This is a genomic window from Kocuria himachalensis, assembly GCF_054784195.1.
Map to the genome: position 1 here is coordinate 84,182 of NZ_BAAGPL010000005.1, position 20,041 is coordinate 104,222.

The 20,041-nt window shown below is 74.6% G+C and carries 15 protein-coding genes and 1 tRNA gene; 5 read left to right on the forward strand and 11 right to left on the reverse strand.

Annotation, left to right across the window (positions count from 1 at the left end; genetic code table 11):
• Positions 1–93: 93 nt before the first annotated feature.
• From ACYVM4_RS03810 to ACYVM4_RS03825, 4 genes are all read right to left on the reverse strand, one after another.
• Complete coding sequence (locus ACYVM4_RS03810; RefSeq protein ID WP_368820259.1) at positions 94–1,146, reverse strand: uroporphyrinogen decarboxylase/cobalamine-independent methonine synthase family protein; 1,053 nt, start codon at positions 1,144–1,146, stop codon at positions 94–96.
• Positions 1,143–1,544: a chorismate mutase gene (locus ACYVM4_RS03815; RefSeq protein ID WP_368820260.1), complete on the reverse strand. Its 402-nt coding sequence runs from the start codon at positions 1,542–1,544 to the stop codon at positions 1,143–1,145. The genes ACYVM4_RS03810 and ACYVM4_RS03815 overlap by 4 nt, the downstream gene beginning before the upstream one ends.
• A 10-nt stretch (positions 1,545–1,554) precedes the next feature.
• Positions 1,555–2,751, reverse strand: a complete 1,197-nt coding sequence (mnmA, locus tag ACYVM4_RS03820) for a tRNA 2-thiouridine(34) synthase MnmA (RefSeq protein ID WP_460667719.1) — start codon at positions 2,749–2,751, stop codon at positions 1,555–1,557.
• A 116-nt stretch (positions 2,752–2,867) separates the two neighbouring features.
• Complete coding sequence (locus ACYVM4_RS03825) at positions 2,868–4,073, reverse strand: cysteine desulfurase family protein (RefSeq protein ID WP_368820262.1); 1,206 nt, start codon at positions 4,071–4,073, stop codon at positions 2,868–2,870.
• A gap of 58 nt (positions 4,074–4,131) precedes the next feature.
• On the opposite strand from ACYVM4_RS03825, the gene ACYVM4_RS03830 reads away from it, so the two are divergent.
• Entirely contained in the window at positions 4,132–4,599 is a 468-nt protein-coding gene (locus ACYVM4_RS03830; RefSeq protein ID WP_017833618.1) for a tRNA (cytidine(34)-2'-O)-methyltransferase, read from the forward strand.
• A gap of 70 nt (positions 4,600–4,669) precedes the next feature.
• Here the strand turns inward: ACYVM4_RS03830 and ACYVM4_RS03835 are convergent, their stop codons facing one another.
• Entirely contained in the window at positions 4,670–6,139 is a 1,470-nt protein-coding gene (locus ACYVM4_RS03835; RefSeq protein WP_460667720.1) for a S1C family serine protease, read from the reverse strand.
• Between the two features lie 281 nt (positions 6,140–6,420).
• On the opposite strand from ACYVM4_RS03835, the gene ACYVM4_RS03840 reads away from it, so the two are divergent.
• Positions 6,421–8,475, forward strand: coding sequence for a TPM domain-containing protein (locus tag ACYVM4_RS03840; protein WP_460667721.1), 2,055 nt, complete (start codon positions 6,421–6,423; stop codon positions 8,473–8,475).
• 145 nt (positions 8,476–8,620) lie between these two features.
• A complete protein-coding gene (locus tag ACYVM4_RS03845; protein WP_368820265.1) occupies positions 8,621–9,364 on the forward strand; it encodes a PspA/IM30 family protein in 744 nt (247 codons plus the stop codon).
• Positions 9,365–9,483: 119 nt separating this feature from the next.
• Here the strand turns inward: ACYVM4_RS03845 and ACYVM4_RS03850 are convergent.
• The 3 genes from ACYVM4_RS03850 to ACYVM4_RS03860 all read right to left on the reverse strand — a co-directional run bounded on the left by ACYVM4_RS03850 (position 9,484) and on the right by ACYVM4_RS03860 (position 13,831).
• A tRNA-Met gene (locus ACYVM4_RS03850) sits at positions 9,484–9,560 on the reverse strand.
• Between the two features lie 46 nt (positions 9,561–9,606).
• Positions 9,607–12,594, reverse strand: a complete 2,988-nt coding sequence (locus ACYVM4_RS03855) for a UPF0182 family membrane protein (RefSeq protein WP_368820266.1) — start codon at positions 12,592–12,594, stop codon at positions 9,607–9,609.
• Positions 12,595–12,751: 157 nt separating this feature from the next.
• Entirely contained in the window at positions 12,752–13,831 is a 1,080-nt protein-coding gene (locus ACYVM4_RS03860) for a YlbL family protein (protein ID WP_368820267.1), read from the reverse strand.
• 214 nt (positions 13,832–14,045) lie between these two features.
• Here ACYVM4_RS03860 and ACYVM4_RS03865 point away from each other — a divergent pair, with 214 nt between their 5' ends.
• A complete protein-coding gene (locus tag ACYVM4_RS03865) occupies positions 14,046–15,506 on the forward strand; it encodes a zinc-dependent metalloprotease (RefSeq protein WP_368820268.1) in 1,461 nt (486 codons plus the stop codon).
• On the opposite strand, the gene ACYVM4_RS03870 is transcribed toward ACYVM4_RS03865, so the two are convergent.
• Positions 15,482–16,051: a M48 metallopeptidase family protein gene (locus ACYVM4_RS03870; RefSeq protein ID WP_368820269.1), complete on the reverse strand. Its 570-nt coding sequence runs from the start codon at positions 16,049–16,051 to the stop codon at positions 15,482–15,484. The genes ACYVM4_RS03865 and ACYVM4_RS03870 overlap by 25 nt on opposite strands.
• A gap of 256 nt (positions 16,052–16,307) precedes the next feature.
• On the opposite strand from ACYVM4_RS03870, the gene ACYVM4_RS03875 reads away from it, so the two are divergent.
• Positions 16,308–17,042, forward strand: coding sequence for a hypothetical protein (locus tag ACYVM4_RS03875; RefSeq protein WP_368820270.1), 735 nt, complete (start codon positions 16,308–16,310; stop codon positions 17,040–17,042).
• Here ACYVM4_RS03875 and ACYVM4_RS03880 read toward each other — a convergent pair.
• Together ACYVM4_RS03880 and nudC are read right to left on the reverse strand one after the other, a co-directional pair.
• Positions 17,033–18,865, reverse strand: a complete 1,833-nt coding sequence (locus tag ACYVM4_RS03880; RefSeq protein WP_460667722.1) for an ATP-dependent helicase — start codon at positions 18,863–18,865, stop codon at positions 17,033–17,035. The two genes, ACYVM4_RS03875 and ACYVM4_RS03880, sit on opposite strands and share 10 nt — an antisense overlap.
• Complete coding sequence (nudC, locus tag ACYVM4_RS03885; RefSeq protein ID WP_368820272.1) at positions 18,859–19,944, reverse strand: NAD(+) diphosphatase; 1,086 nt, start codon at positions 19,942–19,944, stop codon at positions 18,859–18,861. Before nudC ends, ACYVM4_RS03880 begins: the two co-directional genes overlap by 7 nt.
• Positions 19,945–20,041 lie beyond the last annotated feature (97 nt).

Genomic DNA, 20,041 nt, shown 5'->3' on the forward strand with positions numbered 1-20,041 from the left:
TGGTGGTGGACCGGGGTCCACCTGCATTGTGGCGGATTGCGGCCCGGCCCGCACCTCGGCACGGAGTGTGTCGGTCCACGAGGTGGGACGGGCTCAGTCCTCGGCGGCGGTCCGGGCCAGCGCCGAGGCGGTCCCGGTGACCCGAGCGAGGACCTCGCGCAGCGCGGCGGGGCCCAGGGCGTCGAGCTCCTCGCGCGGTGTGATCCGGACCTGGTCGAGGGCGGTGGCCGGCAGGCCCAGGTCCCGCCAGACGGACCACACGCCCGAGGCGAGGGCGCGGGCCGATCCGGGGTGCACGGGAACGAGGCCGAGCCACAGCTGCATGCCGTCCTCTACGAGCGCGGCGAGCGGCTCCCAGTCGTGGACGGAGCCGGTGGGGGCCGGCACCTGCACGGCGTCCGCACCGGTCTCCCGGGCGAGCCGGGGATCGACCTCGGGCGGCAGCCGCAGGGCGACGGCGGCGGCGCCGGCCGCCCGGCAGGCGTCGACGACGGCTCGGAGCGACCGCCGTGCCTCCGCGAGGGGGACCGCGCGCAGGGTCCGGTAGCCGCTCATCGTGGGCAGGCCGCCCGCGAGCACCCGGCCGAGCTCGGGCTCGTCCAGCTGGACGATGACGTCGCGCCCGGGCGCCGCGGCGCGCACGGCCCGGACGTGCTCGAGGACGCCGGAGGCCAAGGAGTCCGCGATGTCGCGGCGGGCGCCGTGGTCCTTGAGCGCCCGCTCCCCCGCGTGCAGGTGGAGCCGGGCGGCCAGGCTGAGCGGGCCGAGCAGCTGGGTCTTGACCGGCGCGTCGTCGGGACCGCTCTCGGCGCCGATCACGTCGGCGAGCACGTTGACGTCGCCGGCCAGCAGCGCCCGGGCGGACCGGGAGTCCTTGCCCGGCACTCCGGACACGCGCAGCCCGTGGGGCTGCTGGTCCGCGTACAGCTCGTCGAGCACCGCCGCCGTGCGGGCGACGGGGTCGGCGGCCGCACCGCGGCCCGGAAGGACGGGCAGGAACGAGATGTGCGGGGCGCCGAGCTCACCCCGCAGCAGCGTGACGGACTCGACGACGTCGGTGCCCGGCATCGCGCCGAGGGCCGTGCCCAGGACGCCGGGGACGTCGGGGTCGGTGCGCCGGGGACCGGTCGGGACGCTGCGGGTCACGACGGGTCGTCGTCCTGCCGCCGGTGGTCCTCGGAGAGGGCCACGTGGTGGCGGATGACCTCGCTGATGATGAAGTTCAGGAACTTCTCCGCGAACTCGGGGTCGAGCTGTGCGGAGGCGGCGAGCGCCCGGAGGCGGCCGATCTGGGCGGCCTCGCGGTCCGGGTCTCCGGCGGGCAGGCCGTGCGTGGCCTTGAGGACGCCGACGCGCTGGGTGGCCTTGAAACGCTCGGCGAGCAGGTGCACCAGGGCCGCGTCGATGTTGTCGATGGTGCCGCGGATGGACTGCAGCTCGGCGAGCACGCGGGGGTCGGCCTGCTCCTGCAGCGAGGACGCGGTGGCGTCGAAGTCCTGGTGGGCCCGGACGTCGGCGGAGGCGTGGGGGTGCGGTGCGCTCATGCCGGCCAGTCTATCGGGCGGGGTCGGGCCGGCCGGCGACGTCGGGGCGGGCCAGCGAGTGGGCGCGGTCGACCGTGGCCTGGCCGAGGACCCGGGTGCCCTGGTAGAGCACGACCGACTGGCCGGGGGCCACGCCGCGCATCGGCTCCTCGAGGCGGACCACGAGCTCGGGCACCGGGTCGCCGTCGGGCCCCCCGACGAGCTCGAGGTGCGCCCGGGCGGGAACGGGGTCCCCGTGCGCCCGGACCTGGGCGAGGACGGGGAACGGGGCCGACGCCGTTCCGGCCGCGGCCCCGCGCCGCAGGAGCGGTGCCGCCTCCGGCACGGGCGACCCGGCCCAGGAGGGGCGGATCCCGCGCAGCTCGTCGACCGCGAGCATCTCCTGCGGTCCCACCACGACCTCGTTGGTCTTCGGCCGGATCTCCAGGACGAAGCGCGGCTTGCCGTCGGGGGCGGGGGTGCCGATGCGCAGGCCCTTGCGCTGGCCCACGGTGAACGCGTTGGCGCCGGGGTGGGTGCCGACCACGGTGCCCTCGACGTCCTTGATCTCGCCCTCGGTCATCTCGATGCGCTCGGCGAGCCAGCCGCGGGTGTCGCCGTCGGGGATGAAGCAGATGTCGTGGGAGTCGGGCTTGCTCGCCACGGACAGCCCGCGGCGCGCCGCCTCGGCCCGCACCTCGGCCTTGGACGGGGTCTCGGCCAGCGGGAGCAGCACGTGCTCGAGCTGCTCGGCGGTGAGCACGCCGAGGACGTAGGACTGGTCCTTCGCCCAGTCGGCGGCCCGGTGCAGCTCCCGCCGGCCGTCGGCGTCCTCGACGACCTTGGCGTAGTGGCCGGTGCACACGGCGTCGAAGCCCAGGGCGAGGGCCTTCTCGAGCAGGGCGGCGAACTTGATCTTCTCGTTGCAGCGCAGGCACGGGTTGGGGGTGCGCCCCGCGGCGTACTCCGCCACGAAGTCGTCCACGACGTCGGCCTGGAAGCGCTCGGAGAAGTCCCACACGTAGTACGGGATGCCGAGGACGTCGGCGGCGCGCCAGGCGTCCCGGGAGTCCTCGATCGTGCAGCAGCCCCGGGAGCCGGTGCGCAGGGTGCCGGGGGTGCGCGAGAGCGCGAGGTGGACGCCCGTCACGTCGTGGCCGGCGTCGACGGCGCGGGCCGCCGCCACGGCCGAGTCGACGCCGCCGCTCATGGCTGCCAGTACTCGCACGGTGAGATCGTCTCCAGGGGTCGGGGGTTCGTGGTCCGTGTCGTCAACAGGGCGCGGCGGGCCGGTATTCCCCCGGCGTGGCGGGGGGCCTTGCGCGGGCCCGGACCGGCGCGGGCTCAGACCGGCGCCGCGCCGGAGAGCCCGGCGCGCAGCGCCCGACGGTGGACCTCGGGCAGCGCGGCGAGGAGGGCGTCGACGTCGGCGCCGGTGCTGGTGCGGCCCAGGCTGAACCGCTGCGCGCCGCGGGCGGTGGCCTCGTCCAGGCCCATGGCCAGCAGCACGGAGGACGCCCGGGGCACCCCGGCGTGGCAGGCCGAGCCGGTGGAGGAGGCGATCCTCGCGCCGTCCAGCAGGAAAAGCAGGGAGTCCCCCTCGCACCCGGGGAAGGTGAAGTGGGCGTTGCCGGGCAGCCGGGCGCCCGCGTGCGCCCGGTCCTCGGGTCCGCGCAGGACGGCGTCCGGCACGATCCGGCGCACGCCCTCCACCAGCCGGTCGCGCAGCCGGGCGAGCCGCTCCGCCTCGGCCTCGCGCTCCGCGGCTGCCTCCCGCGCCGCCACGCCGAATCCGGCGAGCGCGGCGGCGTCGAGCGTGCCCGAGCGCACCGTGCGCTCCTGCCCGCCGCCGTGCTGGACGGGCGCCAGTCCCACGGTCCGACCGGCCACGAGGGCCCCGGCGCCCACCGGGCCGCCCACCTTGTGGGCCGAGACCGCCAGCGTGGTGAGCCCTGGCAGGTGCGCGTCGACGGGCAGTGAGCCGAAGGCCTGCACGGCGTCGCAGTGGAAGGGGACCCCGAACTCCTCAGCGAGCGCGGCGAGCTCCGCGACGGGCTGGACGGTGCCCACCTCGTTGTTCGCCCACATGACGGTCAGCAGCGCGGTGGCGCCCGGGTCCCGGGCCAGTTCCTCCCGGACGGCTGCCGGGTCCACCCGGCCGGCCGCGTCGACGGGCAGCCAGACGGCCTCGGCGCCCTCGTGGGCGGCAAGCCACTCGACGGTGTCGGCCACCGCGGCGTGCTCCACCGCGGAGACGAGGACGCGCCGGCGGCGCGGGTCCTGCTCGCGCCGGTGCCGGTACAGGCCCTGGACGGCCAGGTTGTCGGCCTCGGTGCCCCCGGAGGTGAAGACCACCTCGACGGGCTCCGCGCCCAGCGCCGCCGCCACCTCGTCGCGGGCCTGCTCGACGACGGCGCGCGCCGCGCGGCCGGGCCGGTGCAGCGAGGACGGGTTGCCGCCGCGGGCCAGCTGCTCGGTGACCGCGGCGAGCGCGGAGGGCCGGAGGGGCGCGGTGGCGGCGTGGTCGAGGTAGACGGGCTCGTGCGGCACGGACGCCAGTCTAGGGGCCCGGCCTGGGCGCGCGCCCGGCGTCCGTAGACTGGCGGTCATGCTCCGCATCCTCTTCCACACCCCCGAGATCCCGGGCAACACCGGCAACGCGATCCGTCTCGCCGCGGTCACCGGGGCCGAGCTGCACCTGGTGGAGCCCCTGGGCTTCGACTTCGGCTCCGCGCACCTGCGCCGGGCCGGCCTCGACTACCACGACCTCGCGGTGCTGACCGTCCACCCGGACCTGGACGCGGCCTGGGCCGCCCTGGCCCCGGAGCGGGTCTGGGCGTTCACCACCGACGGCGAGGTCTCGCACACGGACGTGGCCTACCGCCCCGGGGACGTGCTGCTGTTCGGGCCCGAGTCGGTGGGCCTGCCCGCCGCGGTGAAGGCGGACCCGCACGTCACCGCACGGGTCCGCATTCCCATGCTCCCGGCCCGCCGGTCGCTGAACCTCGCGAACTCGGCGTCCATCGCCGTCTACGAGGCCTGGCGCCAGCTGGGCTTCGCGGGCGCCGGGAGCTGACGCCGGGCAGGAGGCCCGGCCGCTCTCCGCGGCTCACTGCTGCCCGCTGCTGCTCGCTGGGGCCCGCTGCTCACTGCTGGTCGGCGGCGTCGCCGACCGTCACCTCCACGGAGCGCTCCTCGCCGTCCCGCACGAACGTCATCGTCCCGGTGCCACCGGCGGGCAGCTCGCGCACGGCCGCCGTGAGCGAGTTCGCGTCCTGGATCCGGTGGCCGTTGAACTCCGTGATCACGTCGTCCACCTCCAGTCCGGCGTCGTCGGCCGGCGAGCCGGGCACGACCTCCTGCACCGCGGCGCCGTCGGAGAAGGCCCGGCTCCGGCCGTCCCCGCCGGGAGCGGCGCTCACGCTCGTGCCGAGGTAGCCGTGCGTGGCCCGGCCGTTCTCGATGATCTCCTCGGCCACCCGCTTCGCCGTGTCGACCGGGATCGAGAAGCCCACGCCGATGTTGCCGGCCTCCGTGCCGGAGCCGGCCGAGGCGATGGCCACGTTGATCCCGATCACCTCGCCGTCCGTGTCGATCAGCGGCCCGCCCGAGTTGCCGGGGTTGATGGCGGCGTCGGTCTGGATCACGTTGAGGAACACCGAGGACGAGGAGCCCTGCGAGCGGCCGCCGGAGCCGCCGTCCTCGTCGGGGAAGTTGAAGAAGAAGTCGTTGCCGTTGCCCTGCTCGCCGCTCTCGCCCTCCGACGGCGTGCCCGGCGCGGCGGAGGAGGCCACCGTGATGGTGCGGTTGAGGGTGGAGACGATCCCGTCCGTCACGGTGCCCGCGAGGCCCAGCGGCGCGCCGATCGCGATGGCCGTGTCGCCCACGTTCACGTCCTCCAGGGAGCCCAGGGTGGCGGGGGTCAGGCCCTGGGCGTCGACCTTGAGCACCGCGAGGTCGGACAGCGGGTCGGTGCCGACCACCTCGGCCGGGAGCACCCTGCCGTCGTCGAGCTGCACCTCGAGGTTGGGGCTGCTCGTGGTCCCGTCGAGGGTGACCACGTGCGTGTTGGTGAGGATGTGGCCCTCGTCGTCGATGATCACCCCCGAGCCGGAGCCGTTCTGGCCGCCGCCGGACGCGGAGATCGTCACCACGGACGGGGACGCCTTCACGGCCGCCGCGGTGACCGCGTTCACCTCGTCCTGGTCGTTGACGATGACCGAGCTGGACGTCGGCCCGCCCGCCGCCGGTGCCGCGCCGCCGCCGTCCAGCAGGGCGTCCGTCCCCACGGCCGCGCCCGCCCCGACCAGTGCGGCCAGGACCATGCCCGTCACGAGCGATCCCCCCGAGAAGCGCCGCCGCTCCCGGCGGCCTCCGGTGCCGCTCCCGGCGCCGCTCCCCCACGGGTGCTGGACGGCGGGGTCTCCGCCGCCCCGCCACGCGCCGGGGTACGGACCCGTGTCATGATCGCCGCCCTGCCGCGCCCCGTAGACGGGGCGCGGGTCCTGCTCACCACCGGCCGCCCACGAGTCGTGGGCCGGACGGCCGCTGACCGGCGGGAGCGGCTGCGTGAGCTGCGGATCGGCACCGTCACGGGGGTCGCGGGGCTCGGACATGGGGGTCTCCTCCTGGAAACGGACGGGCCCGGCACGCCCCCGGGGAGGCGGGGTGGCGCGGGCGGCTCTGCCCACAAGTATCCACATCAGCACTGAGACGACGCTGAGAGCCCTGGCCGTGGCCGGGGTGCCGCCCGGACGGCGGCCGTGGGCCCGCCGGGTGCTCACCGTCAGGTCATCAGCCGCCTTGGGGTTTCGCCCTGCGCGTAGGCTCGGCGCCGATCGCCACGCCGCGGGGCCCCCGCCCTAGAATCGGGAGCACCGACCATGTGAGGGAGATCATGCACTGGCGCCCCATTGCCCGCCGGACCGCCGCCGGCTGCGGTCTGACGCTCGCCCTGTTCGTACCCACGGGGGCGGCTGTCGCCCAGCCGCCCGTCGACGTGCCCCCGGGCGAGCGGATCGTCGACGAGTCCGGGGTCCTGGACGACCCCTCGGCCCTGGCCGCCGACGTGCGCGAGCTCGCCACCCAGGAGGGCATCACCCTCACCGCGGTCTTCGTCGACTCCTTCACCGACCCGTCCGATCCCGACGCGTGGCTGCAGGAGTTCGCCGCGATCAACGGTCTCGGCAGCTCGGACGCGGTGCTGGTCGTCGCCACGGAGGACCGGCAGCAGCGCTTCTCCGCGTACTCCGAGGGGCCCCTCAGCGCCGAGCAGCAGGAGCGCATCAACCGGCAGTACATCACGCCGGCGCTCGCGGCCGACGACTGGGACGGCGCGGTCGCAGGCGCCGTCGAGGGCATCGAGGCCGAGCTCTCCGGCGCCCCCGCCGGGACCCAGGACGGCTCCGACGGGGGTGGCGCGGGGTTCGGGCTGCTCGGTCTCGGGGCGCTGGGCCTGGGCGGGCTCGCCGTCTACGGCATGGCCTCCCGCAACAAGAAGCGCCGGCAGCAGGGACCTGCGCCGCAGGGCGGGCCCGGCGGCCCGGGCGGTCCGCAGGGCCCCGGCAGCCCCTACCAGGACGTCCCGGTGCCGGAGCTGCGCAAGCGGGCCGGGGAGCTGCTCGTCTCCACCGACAACGCCATCCAGCACTCCGAGCAGGAGCTCGCCTTCGCGCAGCTGCAGTACGGGGACGAGCAGGTCGAGCCGTTCCGCCGCGCGATCCAGGACGCCAAGAAGCACATGCAGGCCTCCTTCTCCCTCCAGCAGCAGCTCGAGGACCACATCCCCGACACGGAGCAGCAGCAGCGGGCCTGGCTCGGCGAGATCATCGCCCGCTCCCAGGACGCCCAGCGCCCGCTGCAGGAGCACCAGGAGGCCTTCAGCGCGCTGCGCCGGCTGGAGTCCCGGGCCCCGCAGGCCCTCGAGGACGTCCAGCGCCACGCCGAGGCCGTGCGCCCCCGCTTCGCCACGGCCGACACCCGGCTGCGGCAGCTGACCACCCGCTACAACGAGACCGCGCTCGCCCCCGTCAAGGACAACATCGACCAGGCCCGGGACCGGCTCGACTTCGTGGACACCGCCGTGCAGGAGGCCCGCACCGACCTCGCCGCCGGGCGCACGAGCGACGCGGTGCTGGACATCCGCGCGGCCGAGGAAGGGGTGGGGCAGGCCGGGGGCCTGCTCGACGCGGTGGAGCACGCGGCCACCGAGCTCGCCCAGGCCGAGGAGTCCCTCAAGGACGCCGTGACCATCGCCCAGCGGGACGTCGCCGAGGCGGACGCCCTCGTCCGGCGCGGCTCCAACCCGGAGCTCGCCGGGGCGGTCGCCGGCGTCGGCGCCGTCCTGCGCACCGTCGAGGAGCAGATGGGCGCGGGCCGGATCGATCCGCTCGGGCTGAGCCGGCGCCTGGCCGTGGCCAAGGACGAGCTCGACAAGGGGCTCGCGTCGGTGCGCTCGCAGAACGACCGGGACCGCTCCGCGCGGGAGACCCTCGCCCACACCCTCGTCTCCGCGCAGGCACAGCTGAGCTCGGCGAGCGAGTACATCTGGGCCCGCCGCGGCGGTGTCGGCCCGGAGGCGCGCACCCGCCTCGCGGAGGCCGAGCGCTGCCTCGAGGCCGCCCAGCAGGCCCGGAGGTCGGACCCCTCCGAGGCACTGACCTACGCCAACGAGGCCGTCCGCCTCGCCGGTGAGGCCCAGTACATCGCGCAGCAGGACGTCGACTCCTTCTCCTACGGCGGCTTCGGCACGCCCGTGGGGATGGGCGGCCACCACGGCCGCTCCAACAGCGGTCTGGGCGGCGCGATGCTCGGCGGCATCCTCCTCGGATCGATCCTCAACGGAGGCGGCGGATTCGGCGGCGGAGGAGGCGGCGGGTTCGGCGGCAGCTTCGGTGGCGGGTTCGGCGGCGGGGGCGGCGGCTTCGGCGGCGGCATCGGGGGCAGCTTCTGAGCCCGGGCGGCCGCCGGCCCCTGCCGGACGGCCCCCGACCAACCACCGACCCGTCCGCCCCGTGATCCCTGTCCACCCCACGATCCCCGACCGACCCGCGATCCCGGGAGGCCCTCCCGGGACGCACCAGAGGAGAGAAGGAACCATGATCAAGCAGTCCATCTTCGGCCGCATCGCCCAGCTCGCGAAGGCCAACATCAACGCCATGATCGACGCCGCCGAGGACCCGCAGCTCATGCTGGACCAGATGGTGCGCGACTACACCGAGAACATCCGCGAGGCCGAGGCCGCGGTCGCGCAGACCATCGGCAGCCTGCGCCTGCTCGAGCAGGACCACGCGGAGGACGTGCGCGAGTCGCAGGAGTGGGGCAACAAGGCTCTCGCGGCCTCGAACAAGGCCGAGGAGTACCGGGGAGCGGGCAAGGCCTCGGAGGCCGACAAGTTCGACAACCTGGCCAAGGTCGCCCTCCAGCGCCAGATCCAGTACGAGACGGAGGCGCGGGGCGCCGAGCCGCAGATCCAGTCCCAGACCGAGGTCGTGGACAAGCTCAAGGACGGGCTCAACAAGATGCGGGGCAAGCTCCAGGAGCTGTCCAACAAGCGGGACGAGCTCAACGCCCGGCAGAAGACCGCGCAGGCGCAGGCGCAGGTGCAGGACGCGCTGAAGGCCTTCGACGTGCTCGACCCGACGAGCGAGGTGTCCCGCTTCGAGGACAAGATCCGCCGTGAGGAGGCGCGCGTGCTGGGCCAGCAGGAGCTCGCCGCGTCCTCCCTCGACGCTCAGTTCGAGTCCCTCGAGTCCCTGGGACAGCAGTCGGAGATCGAGGCGCGGCTCGCCGCCCTGAAGTCCAGGAACGCCGAGAGGATCGTCTCCTCCGAAGAGGTCTGACCCGGTCGCCCCGGAGACCGGAGGAGCCCCCACGGCCGCAGCCGTGGGGGCTCCTCTCCGCCCGGGAGTTCCCGGGCACGGCGAAGGCCCCCGGACCGTGACGGTCCGGGGGCCTTCCGTGGTTGCGGGGGCAAGATTTGAACTTGCGACCTCTGGGTTATGAGCCCAGCGAGCTACCGAACTGCTCCACCCCGCGGCGACATGTACGACTATACGTGCCGCGGGGTGGGCCCGCAAATCGGCTACGGGGCGGGCTGCTCGGCCGGCTCCTCGGGGGCCAGGGCGCCCTCCGCCTCGGGGGCGACGACGCCGTCCGCCTCGAGCGCCCGCTCGATGGCGTCCTGCAACCGCTGCTGGGCCTCGCCGTAGGAGGTCCAGTCGCCCTCCTGGAGTGCCGTCTCGGACTCCTGGATCGCCTGGTTGGCGTCGCGCAGGGCGTCCTCGAGGCTGGCGCCGCCGGCCGGGGCCTCCGCCCCGTCCTCGCCGGCCCCGTCCGGGGAGCCGGCCTCGGCGTCGTCGACGCCCGCGCCGGACGACGTCTGGGCGCCGGAGTCGCCCTGGAAGACCTCGTCGAGGGCCTCCTCGAGGGTGGGCGCGAAGCCCACCTCCTCGCCGAATCCGACGAGCACGCGCCGCAGCGTCGGGTACGCGGCGTCGCCCGAGGACTGGACGTAGACGGGCTGGACGTAGAGCATGCCGCCGCCCGCGGGCAGGGTGAGGAGGTTGCCGTTGATGACCTCGGAGGCGCCCTGGCGGAGCAGGTTCAGCTCCGTGGAGACGTCGGTGTCCGAGTTGAACAGGTTCTGCGCCTGGCCGGGGCCGGGCACCACGGAGGAGCGCGGCAGCTCGAGGAGGCGCAGCGTCCCGTACTCGTCGCTCTTCACGCCGTCCTCACCGGTGCCGGCGTCGGAGTTGGCGGAGAGGTACCCGTACATCACGTTGCGGGTGTTGCCCGTCTCGGACTGCTGCGGGATGAAGGAGGTGGTGAGGGAGAAGTTGGCCTCCTCCTCGCCGGGCATCCGCATCGACAGGTAGTACGGGGGCAGCGCCACGTCGGAGTCCTGCGTCGGGTCGTTGGGCACGGACCACACGTCGTCGTTCTGGTAGAAGCTGCCCGAGTCCGTGACGTGGTAGCGGTTGAGCAGCTCGCGCTGGACCTTGAACATGTCCTGCGGGTAGCGCACGTGCGCCATGAGCTCCGCCGACATCTCGGAGTACGGCTTCAGCGTGTTCGGGAAGACGTTCTGCCACGCCTTCAGCACCGGGTCCTGGTCGTCCCACGCGTACAGGTTCACGGTGCCGTCATAGGCGTTGACCGTGGCCTTGACCGAGTTGCGGATGTAGTTGACCCGCTCGGGCGGGAGGGCCGCGGCGGCGCCCTGGGCGGTCTGCGTGTCCTGCGTCGCCTCCTGGAGCACCGACGGCGTCGAGTACGGGAAGGCGTCCGAGGTGGTGTAGGCGTCCACGATCCACTGCACCTGGCCGTCGATGATGGCCGGGTACGGGGCGCCGTCGACCGTCAGGTACGGGGCCACCTTCTCGATGCGCTCGCGCGGGTCCCGGTCGTAGAGGATCTGCGACTCCGGGCGCACGGCGTCCGAGAGCAGCATGTCCGAGGACTGGAACTTGATGCCGTAGGCGAGACGGTTGAAGAAGTTGCCGATGCTCGGCCCGCCGTTGCCGGCGAACGTCGTCTTGGCGTCGCCCGCCTCGTCGCCGGCCGTCTGCGGGCGGTCCAGCTCGAGGGGCTCGTCGCCCTCCGCGCCGCCGACGATCGAGTACATCGGGGAGTTCTCCCCGAAGTAGATGCGCGGCTCGTAGTCGTCCGAGATCACGCCCCGGGACGGGATCCCGGACTGCATGAACTGCGGCTTGCCGTCCACCTCGACCCGGTTGCCGTAGGCGGCGACCACGCCGTAGCCGTGCGTGTAGACCACGTGCTGGTTGAACCACCCCTGGTTCTGGTCCGGGTTCAGCTCACGGGTCGCGATGACGGTGTCCTGGACCTCGCCGTCGATCTCGTAGCGGTCCACGTTGAGGGTGTCCGGGAACTGGTAGTAGGGGCGGAACTGCTGCAGCTGCGAGAACGCGGCGGAGACCACGTTGGGGTCCAGCAGGCGGATGTTCGACGTCGTCTCGGTGTCCTGGCGCAGCGCGCCCTGCTCGGTCTCCGTGGTGGCGTCGTACGGCATGACCTCGGCCGCGTCCAGCCCGTAGGCCGAGCGCGTGAGGTCGATGTTGCGCTGGATGTACTGGCTCTCCAGGGCCTGCTCGGTGGGCGTGACCTGGAAGCGCTGGACGATCCACGGGTAGATCCCGCCGGCCACCACGGCGACCACGAGCAGCATGGCGGTGCCGATGATCGGAAGCCGCCAGCGGCCGATGAAGGACGCGACGACGAACAGGACCGCGACGATCAGGGCGGCCGCTGCGAGGATCGCCTTGGTGGGGATCACGGCGTTGACGTCGGTGTACAGGGCGCCCGTCCACGTCCCGGACGTGGACTGCAGCGTGGAGTACCGGTCCAGCCAGAAGTTCGCGGCCTGGAGCAGCAGGAACAGCGCGGCCAGCACCCCCAGGTGCACGCGCGACGCGCGGGAGGTGCTGAGCCCCCGCTCGGTGATCCGGATGCCGCCGTAGACGTAGTGCATCAGGATCCCCGCCACGCCGGCCAGCAGGATCGCCGAGACGAGGAAGCCGATGAGGAAGCGCAGGAAGGGGAGGGTGAAGACGTAGAAGCCGAGGTCGAGACCGAACTGCGGGTCCTCCTGACCGAACGGCTCCTGGTTGAGGAACAGCAGCACGGTGTCCCACTGGGTCATCGCCGTGCTCGCCGCGAAGAGACCGAAGAGCACGGGTACGACCACCATGACGATCTTGCGGACCGGCTCCAGGGCCTCCTGGTAGCGGCGCAGGTTGTCGTCCACGATGGACTCGGCCGTGATCGGCCGGTTCCGGTAGGCGAGGAAGAGGCTGGCGAACATCAGTGCCGCCACGAGCACGGCGGCGACCACGAAGATCACGATCTTCGTGACGTTCTCGGTGACGAACACGCTGAGGTAGCCCAGCTGGTCGTACCACAGGACGTCCGTGTAGAGCTGCGTCAGTCCCACGAAGGCGGCCACGAGGACCAGGACGACCACGACCGTCGGCCACAGCGCACCCCGTTTCCGCCGCTGTCCTGCTGGCTGCTGTCTCGGTGGTCGGGGGGCTGTGGGTCCGGCGGTCACTGGTTACCTCTGCAATCGGGGTCGTTCGTCAGGTGTGGTGCGTGAAGTCGTGGGGGGCGGCCCGCGTCGGGGAGGGGCGCCGCCGGCGGGTCGCCGGGACACCCCGTCCATTCTGCCCGCGGGCTTCTCGGGGGTGCAATCGAGCACACGGCGCCCGTCATCGGGCGGCGCACCCCGGCAGCGCCGAGAGGTCCCCGCCGTCCCCGGCCGCCTCGGCGGCGGCCACGGCGTCGTCGAGGGTGCGCACGGACACGACCGTCAGCCCCTCGGGGACGTGCCCCTGCGCCTCGGCGCAGTTGCCCTCCGGGGCGAGGAAGACCTCGGCCCCGGCCGCTGCGGCGCCCTCGAGCTTCTGCCGGATGCCGCCGATGGGCCCCACCTCGCCCTCCGGGGTGATGGTGCCGGTGCCGGCCACGTGCCGGTCGCCGGCGATCGATCCCGGCGTCAGCTCGTCGACGATCCCCAGCGCGAACATCAGTCCCGCGCTGGGCCCGCCGACCTCGTCGAGCTCGAAGGCCACGTCGATCGGGAAGTCGTAGGCGGCCAGCAGGAACACGCCGAGCTGCCAGTTCCCCGACGCCTCGTCGCGCACGGTGTCCACCTCGACGTCGCGCGGCGTCCCGGCGCGCTCGACCTGCAGGGTGACGCCCCCCTCCCCCGCGGCGTCCAGAGCCGACTTGAGGGACGGCAGCGACCGGACGGGCTCGCCGTCCACGCCGCGCAGGACGTCGCCGTGCTCGAGCACCCCCTCCGCGGGGCCGCCCGGGACGGTCTCCTGCACCGAGAGGCGCGTGGCGAAGTCCTGGCCCAGGTGCGTCAGCGCCGCGGCGACGGAGTCCTCCTGCGAGGTGCTCATGGCGGCCATGCTGTGCTGGGCGGCCTCCTCGTCGGAGACGTCCCGGGGGTAGAGGGTGTCGGCCGGCACGACGGAGGCGGACGGGTCCAGCCAGGAGCCGAGGACGGTGAGCACGGTGACGTTCTTGTTGGGTCCCCCGGTGACGTAGACCGTGGTCAGGTCCAGGACGGACTCGCTCGGGTAGGTCGGGGCGCCGGAGACCCCCAGCAGCTGCCGTCCCTCGTGCTCCCCCACCGTGTTGAACGTGGGCCCGGGCGCCTCGATCACGAACGGCGCGGGCAGCACCGTCCCGGCCAGCAGCAGCCCGGCGGAGCCCAGCAGCGCCCAGGACTCGAGGCCGCGGCGGCGCAGGGCACGGCGCGGGCGGGGGGGTGCGGTCACGGGCGGTCCTCGGCGTCGTCGTCGGGAGGACCGGGGGCCGCGGGGCCGCCCGGTCCGGACGGTCCAGCTTATCGTGCGGACCCCGTCCTGAGCTTCCAGCGAACTGGGAGTTGGCTCATGGTCGGCCCCGTCCGGTGCTCGCTACGCTGGGAGCAGAGACGTCGGGCGCGCCCGTGCCGCCCGATCCCCGACCCGACCGAAGAACGGTGGACCCATGACTCCCCAGCCTCCCAACGACCGCCCCGGGAACAACCCCGGGGACGACTCCGGCGACGGTCCCAAGGACCCCTTCCAGGAGATGCTCGAACGCCTCATGGGGCAGAGCGGGATGAGCCCCGAGGACTTCCAGCGCGCCGGCGTGCCGGTGGATCCCCAGGCGATGTCCATGATGTTCCAGCAGATCCAGTCCATGATGGGCGCCGGGGCGTCCGAGGGACCGGTCAACTGGAAGCTCGCCCACGACCACGCCCGGCAGATCGCCGCCGCCGACGGCGACCCGTCCGTGACCCCCGCCCAGCGCGGCGCGGTCGAGGACGCGATGCGCCTCGCCGAGCTGTGGCTGGCCGACCACACCGAGTTCGACCAGACCGCGATCCGGCCCCAGGCGTGGTCCCGGGCGGAGTGGATCGAGGCCACCCAGGAGACCTGGAAGGACATGACGGGCCCGGTCGCGGAGTCCGTGACGAAGGCGCTGACCGACGCCCTCACCCAGCAGCTGCCCCCCGAGCTGTCCGCCATGATGGGCGGGGCCTCGGGCATGCTCGCCGGCGCGGGCGGGATGCTGTTCGGGATCCAGCTCGGCCAGGCCATCGGCGGGCTGTCCCGCGAGGTGCTGTGCTCCACCGACATCGGCCTCCCGCTCGCGGAGGGCCGCTCCGGGCTGCTGCCCGCCAGCATCAAGGCGTTCGGCGAGGGCCTGGACATCCCGGCGCAGGAGATCATGCTGTACGTCGCCGTGCGCGAGGCGGCCCACGTCCGCCTGTTCGCGGCGAACCCGTGGCTGCGTCAGCACATCCTGGACCTCGTCAAGCGCTTCTCCGCGGGGATCCACATCGACATGTCCCGCATCGAGGAGGCCGCCCGGGACATCGACCCGATGGACCCGTCGAGCATGCAGGAGGCCCTGTCCTCCGGCATCTTCGCCCCGCAGCAGACCCCGGACCAGGAGGTCACCCTCAAGCGGCTCGAGACGGTGCTCGCCCTCGTGGAGGGCTGGGTGCACGTGGTGACCGTCGCCTCGACCGTCAACCTGCCCTCCGCGGAGGCCCTGTCCGAGACCGTCCGGCGGCGCCGCGCCTCCGGCGGGCCCGCCGAGCACGCGTTCGGCGCCCTCGTGGGGCTGGAGCTGCGCCCGCGCCGGCTGCGGGAGGCCGCGCAGTTCTGGCACTACGTCGGCGAGCGCCGCGGCGTGCAGGACCGGGACGGACTGTGGGACGCCGCGGAGCTGCTGCCCACCGACGAGGACCTGGACGACCCCGCGGGCTTCTCCGAGCGCCGCGGGCTGCTCACCGCGTCGGAGGACGAGGTCGACGCCGCGCTCCAGCGGCTGCTCGCGGGCGGCTACGAGGGGCCCGGCGCGGACGGCGGCGCCGGGACGGACGGCCGTCCCGGGACGGACGGCGGTTCCGGCCGGCCGGAGGGCGACGGGCCTCAGGACGGGGACGGCTCGCGCTGATCCGCTGCGGCGCGTCCCGCGTGCCCGTGCGCCCACGCGGCGCCGTCGAGGAACGCCCGGGCCTTCTCGGCGAGGGGGTACCGGGCCTCGAGCTCCCGGAACCGGGGGCTGTGGTCGGCCTCGAGCAGGTGCGCGAGCTCGTGGACCAGCACGAAGTCGAGCACCCACTCCGGGGCCTCCTGGAGCTGCGCCGAGATCCTGATGACGCCGGTGGCGGGCGTCGCGGAGCCCCAGCGGGTGTGCTGCCGGCCGGACCACCGCACGTCCGAGGGTCGGGCGCGGCCGTCGAGGTGGCGCCGCGACAGCTCCTGGGCGCGCCACAGGAGGCGGTCGTCGGAGCGCCGGTCGGCGCCCTTCGCCGCCTCGCGGCGCCGGCGCTCCACGACCCGGGGCACGAGCTCCCGGGTCCAGTGCTCGATCTCCCGCCGGGTGGCCGTCTGGGGGACCGAGAGCACCACCGTGTCCTCGCTCCAGTGGGCGGACACGGTCTTGCGCCGGCGGGCGGAGCGGCGCACGACGACCTCGGGCTGCGACGGTACGGGCATGGGGCCATTGAACACGCCGCGGGCGTGAGCCGCGAAACGCCCGCCCGCGCCCGTGTGCACCGTCCTCCGACGTGCACTGTGGACGACCCCCCGGAGGACGCGCCGCGGGCACGGTCCGGGCGAGAGTGACGGCGTCCCGCCCGCGCGTCCCGGAAGGCGTCCCGTGCCCACCACCCCGCTCCCCGGCCCTCGTCCGGGTCCCCGCCCCGGTCCGGACCTGCGTCCGGTCTGTCTCGAACGCCCCCGCCCGGACGAGGTGCACGTCCTGCTCCTGGGACTGGACGGTCTCGCGGCGGCGCTCGCCGTGCGCCTGCTGCGCTGCGGCGTGCTCGGGCTCAACGTCAGCGACGCCGCCCCCGTGACGACCGCCGACCTCGGGACCGGCGCGTACCGGCCCGCGGACGCCGGCCGGAGCCGGGAGGCGGCCCTGCGCCGGAGGCTGCGCGAGCTCGACCCCCGGTGCGCCCCGGTCAGCGCGCCGGAGCTGTTCCCCGGTGCGCTGCTGCCGGGCACCGTCGTGGTGCGCAGCGTCGGGCAGCCGGCCCCGGGCGGCAGGCTCCCGCCCGGGGCGGCGGAACCGGAGGCGTGGGCGGGGATCGATCCCCGGCACCCGCTGGTGTCGCTGCACCACGCCGACGGTGTCCTGCTGCGCTGGCCCACCGTGGCCTGGGCGCACCGGCCCTGCCCGGACTGCGTGCGGGCGACGCTCGAGGGCAGGCAGCCCGGCTCGGCGCCGCACGGCCCCGCCGCCGTCCTGGAGGCGTGGGCGGCCGCGGCCCACGCGGAGGCCGTCGCGGTCCGCCTGGCCGTCGAGGTGCTCGCGGTGGCCCTGGACACGCTGTGCCGCGCCGACGGCCGGGGACTGGGGCCCGCGGTCCGGGAGCAGCGCGGTGCCCGGCACGCCGTCCTCTTCGCCCCGCCGTGGCCGGACGCGGTGTCCTGGCCGGAGCTCGACCGGAGCCGGTGCCTGTGCGGGCTCGATCAGGAGTGAGCGCGGGCGCCCCGCGGGCGGGACCGGTGCTGGGGCGGGCGGGGCCCGTCCGCCTCGCGCAGCGCGTCGAGGAACCGTGAGGGCTTGCGCGTGGGCCTGCCGCCCGGGGTGCGGGAGAGGGTCCAGGAGAGCACCAGGTGCTCCCGGGCCCGGGTGATGCCCACGTAGAGCAGCCGGCGCTCCTCGTCGATCTCGTCCGGGGTCTCGGCGAAGCCGATCGGCATCAGCCCCTCGCTGAGGCCCGCCAGGAACACGGCGTCCCACTCGAGGCCCTTGGCCGAGTGCAGGGACGCCAGGGTCACCCCGTTCATCACGGGAGCGTCCTGCTGGGCCATGCGCCGCTCGAGCTCCGCGGCGAGGTCGGGGAGGACGAACTGCTCCTCGCGGGCCGCCGCCTCCGCCGCCATCCGGTCCGCGAGGGAGACCAGCGCGGCCAGCGACTCCCACCGCTCCCGCACCGCGCCCGTCGAGCGCGGCGCCCGGTCCGAGTAGCCCAGGGAGGAGAGGATGTCGCGCACCAGGCGCGTGGGCTCGTCCGTGGCCTCCGCCGCCCGCGCCGCCGTGCGCAGCTGCACCACGGCCTGCTTGACCTCGGGCCGGTTGAAGAACCGTTCCGTGCCGCGCAGCTGGAAGCCGATGCCCGCCTGCGCGAGCGCGGTCTCGAAGGCCTGCGACTGCCCGTTGGTGCGGAAGAGCACGGCGATCTCGGCCGCGGGAACGCCGTCGTCGATCAGGTCCTGGATGCGCGCCGCCGTTCCCGCCGCCTCGGCCTCGTCGTCCGCGTACTCGTTCCAGGACGGGGGCGGCCCGTCCGGGCGCTGCGCCACGAGGCGTAGCGGAGTGGCCCAGGCGCCGGGGGTCGAGCCCCGTGCCGGCCGGCGGGCGGCGAGCAGGCGGTTGGCCGTCTCCACGACCTGCGGGGTGGAGCGGTAGTCGCGCACGAGCTCGATCACCCGCGCCTGCGGGTGCCGGGCCGGGAACTCGAGCAGGTGCCGGGAGGTGGCACCGGTGAAGGAGTAGATCGTCTGGGAGGCGTCGCCCACCACGCAGAAGTCGTCCCGGCCCCCGAGCCAGGCGTCGAGGAGGCGCTGCTGGAGCGGGGACACGTCCTGGTACTCGTCGACCACGAAGTGCCGGTACTGCTCGCGCACGGTCGCGGCGACCCGCTCGTCCTCCTCGAGCACGGCCACCGTGAGCAGCAGGACGTCCTCGAAGTCGATGAGGTGCCGGTCGGTCTTGAGCTCTTCGTAGGACTGGTACAGGCGCTGGACCGTGCGCACGTCGTAGTTCAGCGGCATCTCGCGCCCGGCGGCCCGGGCCGGGTAGGTGTCGGGGGTGAGCATCGAGACCTTGGCCCACTCGATCTCGGCGGCGAGGTCCCGCACGGCCGCGCGGTCCGTGGACAGGCGCATGTTCTGCGCGGCCTCGGTGATGAGCCGTGCCTTGTGCTCCACGAGCCCGGGCAGGGGCCCGCCGACGGCCTGGGGCCAGAAGTACTGCAGCTGGCGCAGCGCCGCGGCGTGGAACGTGCGCGTCTGCACCCCGGCGGCCCCGAGGCCGCGCAGCCGGTTGCGCATCTCGTTGGCGGCCCGGGCCGTGAACGTCAGGGCCAGGACCTTCTGCGGGGTGTAGACGCCCGTGGCGATGCCGTAGGCGATCCGGTGGGTGATGGCCCGGGTCTTGCCCGTGCCGGCGCCCGCGAGCACGCACACGGGTCCGCGCAGCGTGGTCGCGACCTCCCGCTGCTCGGGGTCCAGACCGGCGAGGATGCGCTCCTCGAGGGTCGACTCCACGTCCGTGGCGGCCTCGCCCCCGGTCACCACGCGGTCTCCGGGAGGTCCTCGCCGAGCCAGTGCGCGATGAGCGCGTGCGCGATGGAGACCCGTCCGGGGAGGATCACCGACCCGGTGCGTGCCGCCTCCCGCAGCTGCGCCCGCGTGAACCAGCGCAGCTCCAGGATCTCCTGGCCGTCCGGGACGGCCGCGCCGGACCGCACCACGGCCCGGCAGCCGAGCATCAGGGAGCGCGGGAACGGCCAAGGCTGGGACCCCAGGTACTGCACGTCCCCCACGGTCAGGCCGGCCTCCTCGGCGACCTCGCGGACCACGGCCTGCTCCAGGGACTCCCCCGGCTCCACGAACCCGGCGAGGGTCGAGAACCGGTTGCCCTTCCAGAGCGCGGAGCGGCCCAGCAGCAGCCGCTCCCGGGCGGGATCGGGGTGGCCGTCGCTGACCGCCACGATGATCGCGGGGTCGGTGCGCGGGAAGTGCAGGGAGTCGTCGTTGGGGCACTGCCGGGCCCACCCGGAGCGGATCACCTCGGTGGGCTCCCCGCACTGCGGGCACCGGGGGTGGTCCCGGTGCCACAGGCCCACGGACTGGGCGGTGACGAGCAGCGCGGTGTCACCGGTCGAGAGCACCGGGCCGAGCTCCCGCAGCCCGGCCCAGCGCAGATCCTCCCGGCCCCGGGCGGCGGCGAACGCGGTGACCGCCGCCCCGAGGGGCTCGGGCACCGCGAAGGGCTCCGCCGCGGCGTCCTCGCCCCCGGGCTCGGGGGCGGCGACGGCGCGCAGGAGGACCCGGGGTCCGCGGCCTCCGTCGACGCCGGGCAGCCGGCCCAGGTACACTTCCGGCCGGCGCGGGTCGTACGGCAGGGCCGGGAGTCCGGCCGCGGGCACCAGGACCAGGGCGTCGCCGGACACGGGGGCGAGACCGCCTGCGAGCACGAGCACGAGCGTGGTGGGGTCCTCCGCGGCGAGCACGCGCACGTCCTGGAGCTCGCGGTCGACGGCGTCGCGGTCGAAGGCGGTCGCCGCGAACGGCATGCGGGTCGGCGAGAGACGCTCGGGGGCGGGCACGGGGCGGGAGCCGGGGACGGGCTCGGAAGGGGTGGAGGCGGGCACGTCCCCCACTGTAGCGACCCGGGCGGATCACCGGCCCGGGAGTTCCGGGACGGGGGACGGCTGCCGTGCCCCCGCCTGGCCTCTTGTAGGGTGGACG